The following is a 13,296-nucleotide window of genomic DNA, read 5'->3' as shown; positions in this document are numbered from 1 at the left end:
ATACTCAGATCACATTTCTTCTGCAACAGAAGCAAGCCAATGCTCAGAAAGAGTGGACATGCTTAACTTCGTTTAGGTTGCTTGTAGGTCTTGCCTGCTGCTTGATACGTATCGCGCTCTTTGATTTCAAACATACTGAAGAAGAACCAAGCGACAAACTTTATAATGTCGTCCCCTTCATTCATCACATGCTCAACAAATTCTTGTTCCTCGCCTTGCTCATTTTCTTGAAGAGTTACGTGATAAATTCGATGCTCGCCTTCTACCTCGGCTAACTCAAATTGACCCGAAAGAGATTCAGCCGCTTCCGCCACTTCTTTTTCCTCGGAGATTTTCAACAATTCTAGCGCTTTTGGAAGGGATTCTTGGGCACATAGGGATTTCACTAGGACTTCAAACTCGTGTTGCTGCATTCTTCTTTTACCTTGCATGGAAAAGAACGTATTTTATACCCATGTGACGATTCGAGGAATCATTAAGTGCAGAATTACGATTTGTTTGAACAAGAAACCGGAACATGGTTAACCTCCCCAAATAGCTTAATTTACTGGGACGCGCACTTTCTTACTGAATCATATGCCAATCATTTATTTCAAAGACTTACTGACACCCTTCCCTGGCAACAAGAATCGATAACGATGTTTGGAAAAGAAGTGTTACAACCACGCCTACAGGCTTGGCATGGTCATGCTTCCTATACATACTCTGGACTTACGATGCATCCACACCCATGGACAAAGGAGTTACGGTCTTTAGAGAAGAGATGCGCGAAACTCTCCGGACAACGTTTCAATTCTGTTCTCGCAAACATGTATCGTGATGGTCGTGATTCGATGGGGTGGCATCAAGATAATGAACCTGAACTTGGCCCCAATCCTATTATAGCGTCGTTATCGCTCGGTGGACCTAGGCGCTTTGTTCTAAAACACAAGTACTCTAATGAAAAACAAGAGTTTATTCTTGGTCATGGTGCCCTACTTATCATGGCGGGGGAAACACAGCATTATTGGTTACACGCGATTCCAAAAACCAAAAAGGTCGTCAATACGCGCATTAACCTTACCTTTCGGCATGTTATTGAAAGATAATATTTTCATTCAATCAACCTAAATACTCATTATGAAAAAATTACGAAACTCGGTGATACTGCGTCAAGAATTCACAATAATTTAACTGGACCACTTATTAAATAAATTAGCTTATGCAAATATAGGTTTATTATCTCCAATCGGTGTTTCAATTTTCATGTTGGTCAGACTTACTCGTATACAGGCTCTGCTTGTGATTTTTACAGCGTGCTTCGGAAGCTTAGGCTCTTGGTTCGCTTACAGCATCGCCGCAACTGTCGAAAAGCAGAACGTTGAAACCAGTCTTTATGAAATCGCCTATACCCAAGCATTAAAAGCGCAATACCTACTTGATGACGTATTAGGTTTGCTTGAATCCTATGGCGCATTGTTTTCCGCCTCAGAACAGGTTTCTCGCAATGAGTTTGCTCGTTTTTCTGACGTGATGCTTCGCACTCAGTACAATATACTCGCCATACAATGGGCTCCCAAAGTCCACCACTCTGAACGTAGTTTGGTTGAGTACAACCTACAGCAAGAGGGGTATGCACCTTCTGGCTTTTTTACAACAAATTCAAATGCTTCTGAAACTTTCCCAATTTCTACAGGCCCCGTTTACTTTCCTATTACGTTTGCAGAACCTCTTCAACCAAATAAAGAGGCGATTGGTCTCGAAGTAACACAAAGGCCCTTTAATCAGCAAGTGATTCGTCAGTCCGCTCTTGATAAGCGTGTTCAAGCCACCAGCCCTTTTCCCATCTTTCAAGATCCTGAAGGGCCACTCGCCACCGCGATTTATTTTCCGGTCTTTGAAGAACACGAACGCTATAACGCTATCGATGAGAAGCACTTCCCGCCAGACGATCTGAAAGGCTATGTGATCATGCTCCTTAAGCCTGAAAGATTGCTACTCGGTAATTTGGCTAACCGTGAGCATATTCACTTTATTCTCAATGATGTAACAAGAGAAAGTCATCACCGTATTTTCCCGCAATACATCGAGGAGTCAGACGAGCATCTTTCCTATAGTTTTCCTCTCACTTTACCGGGGAGAACTTGGCAGCTTAATATTCAGTTCACCCAAGCGATGCCCATTTTGTGGATCCCTTACTTGGTTCTCTTTGCGTTCTCCGCCCTCACTTTTGTCATTCTGAGTGCCATGGTTTATAGCTTCTATAAAACATCCGTCATTTCGGATGCAAATGAGCAACTTCGACGACAAAAAGAAGTACTCCAAGATTTGGCGATGAAAGACCCTTTAACTGGACTCGTGAATAGACTCAGCCTGCAACAACAAGTCACAAGTTTAGACCTAGAGGAAAATCAGCTCTCTGCACTCTGCTTACTGGATCTTGACAACTTCAAACACATCAATGATCGATTCGGGCATCAACAAGGTGATAAGTTCTTGAAGAAAATTGCAAAAGTCATCAGCGAACATTTTGATGGGATAGGCATTACATCACGCCTAGGTGGCGATGAATTCGTATTTATGTTGACTGAATTAGATTCAAATCATCAAGTAGACAAAATACTTCAAGATCTTCTCATAAAAATTGAACACGCTTGCTCTTGTGGCGAACACCGATGCGACGAATATCCCGTCTCAGCAAGTATTGGGGTGGTTAGGACTCGGGGGAAAATAAACGAGTTTGAACAAGTACTTAACCAAGCCGATAACGCCATGTACATGGCGAAGCGCAATGGTAAAAATCAGTTCTATGTTTACTCAGAAATATAATTAGGCATTGGTATTAAGCCCAAAAAGAAAACCCCAACACAAACGTGTTGGGGTAAAGCATTTTTTGGCAGCGTTCCCGCTACTTAACGCGTCCTGCGTTGGTAATCCATAAGTGTTGCAACATCCTGATGCCTGTCCATTGCGCGCCTTCCGAAGCGGTGCCCTTGCGAATCCTTCCCTACCTCAATCCTGGAGATAGAACCTAATCCTAAGGTGATATCCAATCTGTCCTTATGTATCCCTACTTATTTTCCGTGACGCCTCATTCCTTCAACGCGTTGTCCTTGTTAAGCAGAGTTCCTTGCTTATTCTTCCTTATCACTCTTTCCTTAGAGGAGCGTCGTATCCAGTCGACATGAATCATATTAGTTCTGGAGTATGTTTTTTTGACTATAAATTTAAAAAAAATTTTTGATAACCATTAAATAACAATCCAATTTTATCTTTATATTCATTAAGATACGGTGTGCCCGATGTAATAACGCATCAGAAAATATCATGATTTCCTACAGTACTTGTGAGAGATTTCTTACATCAAGTTTCCATTTTTATTATCATACTCGTTACGCAATATTGCACTAGCACACAAAAGTAATCATGTTGTCTATTTTTAACGCCCCCCCCCCAACTCGTCGGCTTGTTTGCGTTCCTTTTCGGATCTGCCGCTTTTGCCCATAAGTGCGGCTATCGTATGCGCATCCATCTCTCATTATTCCAAATACTGCTTGTGATTCATTTTGGTTTAATGGGAGCAATGACTGCGGCGACCACATGTGCGGTAAGTGTATTAAGAATTTATTTTTCGACTAAAACGAAATCTTCCTACCTCATGTGGTTTTTTATCGTATTCATATGGGTTTTGGGACTGCCTAACGCCTCTGAGCCATATCAGCTTCTCACATTACTCAGCACATCCGTGGCAACATGGGGAATGTACAAATTGGAGGGGCTAGCCATGCGCATGACGGTATTACTCAATACACTATGTTGGTTACTGCATAACATCGTATTGGGCTCTGTTGGGGGCGTGCTAATGGAAAGTACTTTTGCGGTTATTAACGCCACCACCATTTTCAGATTATATCGCCGTCAACACTCGACATTATGACCTTTGTATAAGTGATTCTGTTAACAATTTACTATATGGTCAACAAATACGAGACAGACCAAACTGTAATATAACTTTAGTTTGTCCCCCCCTTTGATCTCTCACAAGGAAAGTGAATGAAAGCCGTTTTATGGATGATGGGAACACTCGCTTCGTTTACCTTTATGGCGATCACGGCGAGAGAATTAGGTGATAACTATACGCCTTTTCAATTGGTATTTACTCGCAGCTTCGTTGGCCTAGTGCTTGTGACCATTTTATTGGCTTACTTTCGTCAGTTTCATTTAATCAAGTCCCCAAAAATGCCGATACATGTGGGTAGAAACCTCATTAACTTTGTCGGTCAGTATTCTTGGTTTTTGGGGATCTCACTTCTGCCTTTGGCCAACGTATTTGCGCTCGAATTTACTGTACCACTCTGGACTCTTCTTATCGCTTGTTGGTTTCTCAACGAGGCATTCACTAAAACAAAAGCCATCTCATTGTTGCTAGGATTCTTTGGTGTACTTGTCATAGTAAAACCCGGTGCCGATATATTCGACCCCGCTTCTTTCGTGGTCATATTAGCGGCAGTCAGTTTTTCAACTGCGTATGTGTGTACGAAGTACTTGGCGAAAACCGAGCCGCCTTTAGTGATCATTTTCTTGATGTGCTTAATTCAACTGCCAATAGGGTTCGCTTTGTCTTATCAAGATTGGCAATTACCAACAGGGATAGAATGGTTGTATTTGTTCGTCGTGGGGGTATGTGGATTAACCGCTCATTTCTGTATCGCTAGGGCCATGCTCCACGCCGATGCTGGTGTGGTGGTATCGCTCGATTTTTTCCGCTTGCCTATTATCGCTGTGGTCGGTATGTGGCTTTATAACGAAGCATTGGATTGGTGGGTACTGCTGGGTGGAATTTTGATGCTCATAGGCAACATCATTAATGTAAATGCACAAAGAAAATCTTCCCAACGCCCTACTATTACTGAAAGTGATTAAACCAATTACTGAAAAAGATTAAACCAGTAAAAAAACCTGATCCATTTCGCGATGGCGAACGTATCAGGTCTCGATCTTTTTTGTTTTTTGCCACGTGGACTCGTTTGTGTATCCCACCAGTCTATGTGGCATTTTTTATGCGATTAATTTCTTTAAGCGATTAACTATAAATATTCACACAAGTAAGCCGTCATTTGCTCCACTTTCACATCAAAATGTGAATGACCGGGAACGTTAAAAGACTCACCAGAGGCGTAAGTTTCCCAATTTTCCTCCCCTTTAAGCCTAATGGTTAAATCACCTTTTACCACTGTCATCTTCTCGGGGGCATTCGTACCAAATGTGTATTCGCCTACTGCCATCACGCCTACGCTCACTTGTTGTTCTGATTGAACGAATGCTAAAGACTTAACCCCACCTTCAAAATAGGTATTTTCGGTAATCATTTTTCTTCCTTGTGATTGAATTACCTTTTGTTTTTACTCCGTTCCGTAAAAATGTGCAAGCCCCATTACTGCGAGAGTTTATCGAACGCTCCCATGACCGAAGACGACTTCATTACCCGACCATGACCTTGTCCTTCAGTGGTAACCAGCTCGACGTTATCGCCCTCTTTACCCGCTTTTTCAGAAACCGAATAAGGCGTAAACTTGTCGTCCTTATCATGGACAATGATGCACTTTGACTGTCGTTCCATTAACCGGCGATAAGGATCAACCGATTTCAACGGGAAACCGTGTTGTCTTTCGACTTCCCCAACAACTTCTCTAAATAGTTTCATAGAGTACCCAGAACGACGAATACTCGAGAGCAAGTTTTCGATGTAATTCAGTACAGGTGCAATCAAGATGATTGGACAGTTTTCGGCTTTTTGATGTCGGCTTTCTAACACTGAAGCCGTCCCCATACTATGACCCACAATACCCGCCAAGTCGTCGATACTGTCTAAAACCGCATCTAAACCTTCCACAAATGCGGGCATATGCCCCACATCGCCATCGCTCTCTCCGTGAGCTGGGTGGTCATAAGCTAGAGCACGGTAGCCCTTAGAAGCAATATGCGCCATTAGCGGGTAAAACTGGTTTGAGCTACCCGACCAGCCGTGAGTCAGAACCCAAACCGGTCCTGACCCTAATGAGAAGGTAGAAAGAGCCCCATAACTTGTTTGCACAACGCCTTTCACCAAGCCCGCTGGTGCCGTATTTTTGGGTGTTAAACGGGCGGGTGTCAGCAGTATTCTTCTTGCCGTCTTCACAGCGTGTTTGGGGGCTAGAGTATGATGCAAGCGTGTAGTGCAATTCACAAAGCTGCGTTTCAAACTGAACTTATTCGATGCATTAAAATAAATCTTCTCACTCATGATTTTACCTCCCACAAATAGAACGATCGTGCTATTTAATTTTAAAAATTGAGCCGATAAGACGTACTCATCAGCTTTATAGTGTTATCTCGCGTTGGTCTCGGACCGCTATACGATGAATGACTTAACCCGCACAGTTTATCTTCAAGGCATTCTAGAAACTACGCTCACTACCCGTCTTCGGCTGCTTGACTTTATCGTTAACGCCAATGTTGGAAAAGAAAATCAATGCTCTTCCAAAACCTTTCTCGGCTTTCGTGTTCACCATCAATGGCGTAGAACAGTTGGCTACTGAGATAAACACCGTAAATCTGATACACCGCTTGCTTGGTATCTAAGTTCATCGAAAAAACCCCCGTATGCTTGGCTTTCTCTATCTGGATTTCCATATATCGAATCCAGTTATTGCTCCCTTTTATCAAGCTCTGTTGCACGGTATTGTTTTCATCGGTATCACTGCGCCACGCATCAAGAAACATACAACTGCCTTGAAATGAGTGGTTCCAGTTTAACCAATTTTCTAATAACAACCTGATTTTGGATTCCAGATCATGAGAAAATTGATCACGTGCTGGCTGCAATACTCGTTCAATGAATTTCAGATTGGCGTATTCAACAACCATAACTTGAAGGTTTTCCTTCGAGTTAAAATGGGCATAAAGTCCACTTTTCGATAAACCGCAATGTTTTGCTAACACCCCAAATGTCAGGCTTTCAAGCCCATTCTGGCTTGCCACATTAAAAGCCGTTTTCAAAATATTTTCTTTTGTTGCCTTGCCTTTGTTCATTAAACTCTCGGTGTAGCCAAAATTCTTTGACCGTTATTTAAGTTGAATCTTGTTCACTCTGCAACGTGCAATACATTAATAGCACAGTCGTTCTTTTTTGCAATGTCTGACGTTGTATTCTTAAGGAATGTCGCCTCAAGCAAGGAAGATGGTGAGATGAATGCGACTGTCTGATAGCAAAGGCAATTTGGTGTAAAGTTATTGATGCATTATAGATTTCCATGCCACCATGTTTGTACCATCCTCCACCAATGACATAGGTTTCTCCATGCTCGATCAGCTCGCGTTTTCCGTTAGTGTTACAGGACCTATCTGTTTGATGCTGGGGTTAGGTGTATTTTTAAAACGAATGCATATACTCAACGAAGGCTTTATTGATACTGGCTCAAAACTCGTGTTTAAAGTGACATTGCCAGCCTTGCTGTTTCTAAGCATCATTCAATCTGAGTATGATTTAGCAAACAACCTTCCATTTGTTATGTACGGGCTTGCTGCCAATTTCGCTTTCTTCATAATAACGGTGATTTCTACCAAAATATTTTTTCCATCTTCAAACGATCAAGGTGTCATTATTCAAGGTGGATTCCGCGCGAATACCTCGATCATAGGGCTAGCCTATGCCGCAAACCTATATGGGGAGCAAGGTGTCGCCAGTGCTGCCCTCTATGTCGCCGCCACTACGGTGCTTTATAACATTCTCGCCGTGATAGCATTAAGCCCAACGCAGCAATCGTCACAGTTAAAAGTCCTGACTATGATCGGTAAAACCATCACCAAAAACCCCTTAATTATTGCCATATCACTTGGGTTTATTTTCTATGGTCTATCCGTACCTATCCCCCAAATTGTTGCTCATGCTGGGAAATATTTCGCGGATATGACGCTACCGCTCGCCCTTTTATGTACCGGCGCTTCACTCAACCTACGCTCCTTACAACAGGAAAAAAACAGCGCTTGGTTTGCCACTACGTTAAAACTCGTTTTTTGCCCACTTGTGATTGTAGGAGGTGGTTTTTTAATGGGGTATCGAGGTTTAGAGCTTGGGTTATTGTTCACTATGACGGCCTCCCCCACAGCAGCTGCGAGTTATGTTATGGCTCGCTCCATGGGTGGAAACCCAACACTGGCAGCAAACGTTATTGCGCTCACTACCGTCGTGTCGCTGTTAACAGGTTCACTTGGTATTGCCTTTCTTTCTAGTTTTCACCTTATTTAACCCGTAACCATCGACCAAAAGTCTCTTAAAGCAGAGTAAAAACACTTCTTCTTACCCTGAAGAATTCATGATATGTCTCACCGTCACATACGGAAGAAAAAATAAACCACCGTCTTGAATTGGTATTCTTCGTGAGCCCAACATACCTTAAATCCTGCCAATAACGTCGCCAGCTTGGCGTGATATTTCCTACCAACGCCGTGTAATGGGTATCCGTTTTTAACAGAAAGTTACGTGGTGGAAAGAGGTGACGGCGAGACAAGATGCTTTGCTATCCATAACGAAGGTTGGAGAGTGGTATCCTTAGAATCGTTACCAGACAGCCTCAGGACGAAATGTGCGCCAATACAATGTACTGGCGCACAACGAAACGGGTATTCATGTATTCAGTGCAGGCTTTTGCGCTCACCAAGTTTTAAACAAGCTCCAAACACGCTATCGAGCTTCACCTTGCCACTTAAAGAAATAGGAACCCGCAAGTAAGAAAATAATGGTCATTAAAGCAAGCGTAACCAAGTGCCCCCAGATATCGGCTAGTCCAGCGCCATCCAGCATAACGGCCCGGGCAGACTCCAACATATGGGTTAATGGAAATACTTGGGTCAGTTGCTGAATAAATTCGGGGCTGCCTTCCAGCGAAAACCAAACTCCAGACAACATCATCATCGGCCAGGAAATCAGATTTAGCATACCGCCGATAAACTCTTCCGATTCAGATCGACACGCAATCAACAGCGCCAAAGAAATGATAGAAGATGTCCCAAGGAACGCCACCAGCAATAGGGTGAAATAATTACCCAACATATAAAAGTCAAACACAAAGTCGCAGGCTACAAAGATCCCAGAGCTAATGATCATGACAATCACCAAACGGGACAACACTTGAGCCGACAAAAACTCGATCGCCCTAAGTGGCGTGGCATTTAGCCTTTTTAAGACTGAGTTTTTACGATAGCGTACGATGACATAACCAACACCAAATAAGCAGGAAAACATCATGTTGACACCCAGTATCCCAGGAACAACCCAATCTAAATATCGAATAGCCTTTCCGTCAGTGGTAAATTTCACAAAGTCAGGCTGTTGCCCAAGAAGCAACTTTTCAACAATGTAACCGCTAGAAGACGATTGATTCACCCAGTAAGATTTCGCTGCAAAGTCGACTAGGATATCAATCTTATGTTGCTGCAATTTAAGCTTCGCAGTCTCCATGTCAGCGTATTCGACAAACTCAAGGTGGCGTAAATCCTGAAACGGTTGGCTCACCTCTTGGTCAGTGTTCATCACACCTACTTTATAAAGCACTTTATTGTCATCGGAAAAAACAACAGCAAACCCAATCACCATTAAAATAGGAAACACGAGATTCCAAGCCAATGCACTTCTGTCTCTCATGAACTCATAATTTCTTGCAACTAAAACGACCAAAAATCGACTATACATTTTGATTTTCCTCTTCTATCAAAGCATGCCCAGTCAATTTCAAAAACAGATCATCGAGATTGGCGGATTTAACCTGAAGCCCTTCCAAGGAAATATGAGATGCCATTAAGTTAGTCAATGTTTTTTCTACGTTTTCAGATTGAATAAAGCAACGTCCCTCAGAATAGTGGACGACTTCTCCATGGAGGTGAACATTATTTATTTGCGTTTCTGGTAAACTGATTAATGCGCCAGAAAAATGCTCATCCAATAGATGAGAAGGCGTATTCTGAGCAATAATATTGCCTTTATTCATGATCGCGATTTCATCGCATAAATATTCCGCTTCATCCATGTAATGTGTTGTTAATAAAATCGTTTTTCCATTGGCTTTAATAGTATTGACCAAATCCCAGAACAACCGACGACTGTGAGGATCAAGCCCTGTGGTTGGCTCATCAAGAAAAATGAGTTCAGGATCGTTTATTAACGCTAACGCCAATAATAAACGCTGTTTTTGACCACCAGACAATTTACGATGATCTTGGTCGAGAAAATCGCCAAGCTGGCATAACGTCACCAACTCCTCATAAGGCATCGGGTGGCTATAAAACGATTGAAACATCTTAAGCGTTTCTTTGGCGGTAAGAAAATCTTGTAAAGCCGTATTTTGAAACTGTATCCCTAGCCGATGATAAACTTCTTTCGTTATGGGTTGATCTTTATACAAGATATACCCACTTGTCGGTTCCATAATGCCTTCCAGCATCTCTAGTGTCGTGGTTTTTCCGGCTCCATTTGGTCCGAGTAATCCAAAACAGGTTCCTTGCTTGACCCCGAAACTCACCTCATCAACAGCAACAACGGATTTAAAGCGTTTATGCAGTGAAACCGCTTCTAATTGGAATTCCATATTTTCTATTTACCCTTATCATCCTATCCAATCAAACCATTATACCTAAGTCGGCTTAATATAAGGATTTAGAAATATGAGGAATCGGAGCTCTGTCTTCTGTTTCAGTACAAGAAAAACACACAGCGGAATGACCAACGTATTTCAGACATTTTTATAATCAAAGTGAAAAACACATAGAAGATCACACAGCAGTCTTAACTGGATCGAACCATTTTAAAGTAGGAATCGTTTTATTAGGTATCATTTATATTCCCCCTCTTTTTTATTGATTGTTTTATAAATTAATCGCGTGAAATTAAAGGCCCACATAAACATCAATCCTAGTGGTATCTACCATCATCATATGAATAAATCCACAGATAAACCCACGTTAATTGAATTATTTATGCATGCTATTTCTAACAAACACTCCTAATAAAAAGCCTCCATTCTGTTCATAATTTTACATATTATTAAATCTCGATTTTTTCCCATAAGTGAATCCGACAGCAGATTATTTAGTGATTTTTCAAAACAATGAAATTATGTGAATATAAACGATACGATAAGTCAATGATATGCGGGCGCTTATTCCATAAACAAATAATTATTTAACGTATTTCCTGTTTCCCCTTTCATTCTTTGCTACTTTAGTTAATATAAAAAATAAAAAATATGGCTTTACCTTTTATGGAGACAAGACAATGGGTTTGGACAATATTTCTATTTCTAAAAAATTATCTATATCGCCTGCCGTTCTGGTGGTCATCTTAATCTCTGTTGCAGTGGTGAGCTCGAATTTGCTAAACACATTAGCAAAAGATATGAATTCCATTTCTTTTGATTTGGCACCGGATACTGAGCTAGCAGCAGATGTTACCGATACTGTTTATGGACTGCGATTAACCGTTAAGAACTTTATTAAAACAGGTGATTCTGAGTACGTTGAAAAATTCAATCAGCAAGCTGCTCTTTGGACTAAATACATGACTCGCGCTTACAACGAAATCCAAAAGCCTGAACGAGTGAAAATTTTAAAATCTCTTGACGAGATGAAGTCTGTTTACCTATCCACATTTACTGGTGTGGTTGTAGCAAACATGAACAAACGAAACGATCTGGTAAACGGGACGTTAAATAAAAATGGTCCGCTCATTGAACGTAAGCTCACAGAAGTTATGAGTACGGCAAAACGTGATGGGGATGTGATTGCCGCATACCATGCCGGTAAGGCGATACGCGCACTTTTACTGTCACGCCTTTACGTTTCAAAGTTCTTGGTTGAAAACCAAAGGGATCAAGCCGATCGCTTTAATAAAGAGTTCGAAACGTCAGAAAAAGAAATGGACACACTGTTAGACACGTTAGAAAACCCAGAACGTCGCAAGTTAGCATCTGAAGCAAAACAATTGCTCGGTCAATATGAGATTGCCGCAAATAACGTCGTAACAGTGATCATTGATCGAAATGCTGCCATAGATAAACTGGATACGGTTGGTCCACAAATTGCTGAAGCGATTGCAAGTTTACGCTCTTCGATAAGCAACTCAATGCAAACTGCCGCCAATCATGCGCAAAACAATACCCATACGTCTACGAACATCTTATTCATAGTGGTAGGCATATCGATTCTCATCGGTATTCTTGTCTCTATCTTCGTAACAAAAGCCATCACCAGAAAAATTCAATCCACGAATGATGTCTTGAGAGACATTGCTCAGGGTGAAGGCGATTTAACCATTCGAATTCCTGTTACGGGGTCTGATGAACTCGCTGATCTGGCCACGAACTACAACACCTTTGCAGACAAGCTTCAAAAAACGGTTGGTCACTTAAACACGGCTTCATCGAGTATGTTGACTTCGGCTCAAGAACTCACGGTTAAAGCAAGTGGAACCCAGCAAGAAGTCCGTGAACAACAGTCTCAGGCTCAACTTGCCGCTTCCGCGATGACTGAAATGTCTGCCAGTGCTCAAGAAGTGAGTAACAGTGCACAACAAGCAGCAGAATTATCTCAATCAACAGCCAATGCTGCCACACAAGCTACTCAAGTTGTTGTTAGTGCTGCAACGGCAATGCAAAGCTTATCTCAGCAGATATCTGATGCGAGTGACACCGTCGAGCAAGTGCGCTCTGACAGTGAGCAAATCGGTACGGTATTGGATGTGATTCGTAGCATCGCAGAGCAAACAAACTTACTGGCGCTGAACGCCGCAATTGAGGCAGCACGTGCCGGTGAGCAAGGACGCGGATTTGCGGTCGTTGCAGATGAAGTTCGCTCATTGGCATCCAGAACTCAAGAATCAACAGAGGAAATTCAAAACATCATTGTTAGCTTGCAGCAACGCTCGGAAAGCGCTAGCCAAGCAATGACGAAGAGCCGCTCAAATGCTGAGGAAACCGCAGCGCAGGTACAGTCAGCTGAAGAAGCTTTAAAATCAATTGATGGATTCATTGCCCAAATCAATGATTCAATCGGCTTGATCTCCAGTGCAGCAGGTCAACAAGCTACCGCAGCGGATGAAGTGAGCTTCAATGTGAATACCATGTCCGATATCTCAGACAAGACAATGAGCCAATCTATAGAAACCACAGAATCTGCCGAAAGCTTGAATCAGGTCGGTAATGAAGTGAGCAAATTACTCAGTCAATTCCGAGTATAGAGGAAGTCATAAAGCATTCTCTCTTCAACATGACAAACAAGAGCGAGACC

Annotated in this window: 12 protein-coding genes; 6 read left to right on the top strand and 6 right to left on the bottom strand. The window is 42.1% G+C overall.

What is annotated here, in order from left to right; genetic code table 11:
• Positions 1 to 62 precede the first annotated feature (62 nt).
• The gene (locus HC752_RS09055; RefSeq protein ID WP_190334818.1) at positions 63 to 413 is read right to left on the bottom strand and encodes a hypothetical protein; all 351 of its coding nucleotides are present in this window, start codon (positions 411 to 413) and stop codon (positions 63 to 65) included.
• A 66-nt stretch (positions 414 to 479) separates the two neighbouring features.
• On the opposite strand from HC752_RS09055, the gene HC752_RS09050 reads away from it, so the two are divergent.
• The 4 genes from HC752_RS09050 (at position 480) to HC752_RS09035 (ending at position 4,902) form a co-directional block, all read left to right on the top strand.
• The gene (locus HC752_RS09050) at positions 480 to 1,088 is read left to right on the top strand and encodes an alpha-ketoglutarate-dependent dioxygenase AlkB family protein (RefSeq protein WP_446751431.1); all 609 of its coding nucleotides are present in this window, start codon (positions 480 to 482) and stop codon (positions 1,086 to 1,088) included.
• Between the two features lie 157 nt (positions 1,089 to 1,245).
• Positions 1,246 to 2,808 carry a sensor domain-containing diguanylate cyclase gene (locus HC752_RS09045; RefSeq protein ID WP_190334817.1) on the top strand — a complete coding sequence of 521 codons (1,563 nt, stop codon included), beginning with the start codon at positions 1,246 to 1,248 and terminating at the stop codon, positions 2,806 to 2,808.
• A gap of 637 nt (positions 2,809 to 3,445) precedes the next feature.
• Positions 3,446 to 3,916 (top strand): YgjV family protein, encoded by a 471-nt coding sequence (locus HC752_RS09040; protein ID WP_190334816.1) that lies wholly within the window; start codon positions 3,446 to 3,448, stop codon positions 3,914 to 3,916.
• 116 nt (positions 3,917 to 4,032) lie between these two features.
• Positions 4,033 to 4,902, top strand: coding sequence for a DMT family transporter (locus tag HC752_RS09035; RefSeq protein WP_190334815.1), 870 nt, complete (start codon positions 4,033 to 4,035; stop codon positions 4,900 to 4,902).
• A 164-nt stretch (positions 4,903 to 5,066) separates the two neighbouring features.
• Here HC752_RS09035 and ppnP read toward each other — a convergent pair whose 3' ends face one another.
• The 3 genes from ppnP to HC752_RS09020 all read right to left on the bottom strand — a co-directional run bounded on the left by ppnP (position 5,067) and on the right by HC752_RS09020 (position 7,050).
• Entirely contained in the window at positions 5,067 to 5,348 is a 282-nt protein-coding gene (ppnP, locus tag HC752_RS09030; protein WP_190334814.1) for a pyrimidine/purine nucleoside phosphorylase, read from the bottom strand.
• Positions 5,349 to 5,413: 65 nt separating this feature from the next.
• Positions 5,414 to 6,262: an alpha/beta fold hydrolase gene (locus tag HC752_RS09025; RefSeq protein WP_190334813.1), complete on the bottom strand. Its 849-nt coding sequence runs from the start codon at positions 6,260 to 6,262 to the stop codon at positions 5,414 to 5,416.
• Between the two features lie 200 nt (positions 6,263 to 6,462).
• Positions 6,463 to 7,050, bottom strand: a complete 588-nt coding sequence (locus HC752_RS09020; protein WP_190334812.1) for a TetR/AcrR family transcriptional regulator — start codon at positions 7,048 to 7,050, stop codon at positions 6,463 to 6,465.
• Positions 7,051 to 7,318: 268 nt separating this feature from the next.
• On the opposite strand from HC752_RS09020, the gene HC752_RS09015 reads away from it, so the two are divergent.
• Positions 7,319 to 8,266, top strand: coding sequence for an AEC family transporter (locus HC752_RS09015; RefSeq protein ID WP_194717322.1), 948 nt, complete (start codon positions 7,319 to 7,321; stop codon positions 8,264 to 8,266).
• A 435-nt stretch (positions 8,267 to 8,701) separates the two neighbouring features.
• Here the strand turns inward: HC752_RS09015 and HC752_RS09010 are convergent, their stop codons facing one another.
• Both HC752_RS09010 and HC752_RS09005 read right to left on the bottom strand, forming a co-directional pair.
• Entirely contained in the window at positions 8,702 to 9,709 is a 1,008-nt protein-coding gene (locus HC752_RS09010) for an ABC transporter permease (RefSeq protein ID WP_190334811.1), read from the bottom strand.
• A complete protein-coding gene (locus HC752_RS09005; protein WP_190334810.1) occupies positions 9,702 to 10,601 on the bottom strand; it encodes an ABC transporter ATP-binding protein in 900 nt (299 codons plus the stop codon). The genes HC752_RS09010 and HC752_RS09005 overlap by 8 nt, the downstream gene beginning before the upstream one ends.
• A 686-nt stretch (positions 10,602 to 11,287) precedes the next feature.
• On the opposite strand from HC752_RS09005, the gene HC752_RS09000 reads away from it, so the two are divergent.
• Positions 11,288 to 13,246: a methyl-accepting chemotaxis protein gene (locus HC752_RS09000; RefSeq protein WP_190334809.1), complete on the top strand. Its 1,959-nt coding sequence runs from the start codon at positions 11,288 to 11,290 to the stop codon at positions 13,244 to 13,246.
• Positions 13,247 to 13,296 lie beyond the last annotated feature (50 nt).

It is taken from the genome of Vibrio sp. S9_S30 (assembly GCF_014694455.1).
GTDB lineage: Bacteria > Pseudomonadota > Gammaproteobacteria > Enterobacterales > Vibrionaceae > Vibrio.
Note: the sequence above shows the minus strand (reverse complement) of the source record. Positions and strands in the feature narration are given on the sequence as shown.

Coding starts and splice junctions, on each gene's coding strand:
- HC752_RS09055 (WP_190334818.1), bottom strand. CDS start 413: ATGCAGCAACACGAGTTTGAAGTCCTAGTGAAATCCCTATGTGCCCAA.
- HC752_RS09045 (WP_190334817.1), top strand. CDS start 1,246: ATGTTGGTCAGACTTACTCGTATACAGGCTCTGCTTGTGATTTTTACA.
- HC752_RS09035 (WP_190334815.1), top strand. CDS start 4,033: ATGAAAGCCGTTTTATGGATGATGGGAACACTCGCTTCGTTTACCTTT.
- ppnP (WP_190334814.1), bottom strand. CDS start 5,348: ATGATTACCGAAAATACCTATTTTGAAGGTGGGGTTAAGTCTTTAGCA.
- HC752_RS09025 (WP_190334813.1), bottom strand. CDS start 6,262: ATGAGTGAGAAGATTTATTTTAATGCATCGAATAAGTTCAGTTTGAAA.
- HC752_RS09020 (WP_190334812.1), bottom strand. CDS start 7,050: ATGAACAAAGGCAAGGCAACAAAAGAAAATATTTTGAAAACGGCTTTT.
- HC752_RS09015 (WP_194717322.1), top strand. CDS start 7,319: ATGCTCGATCAGCTCGCGTTTTCCGTTAGTGTTACAGGACCTATCTGT.
- HC752_RS09010 (WP_190334811.1), bottom strand. CDS start 9,709: ATGTATAGTCGATTTTTGGTCGTTTTAGTTGCAAGAAATTATGAGTTC.
- HC752_RS09005 (WP_190334810.1), bottom strand. CDS start 10,601: ATGGAATTCCAATTAGAAGCGGTTTCACTGCATAAACGCTTTAAATCC.
- HC752_RS09000 (WP_190334809.1), top strand. CDS start 11,288: ATGGGTTTGGACAATATTTCTATTTCTAAAAAATTATCTATATCGCCT.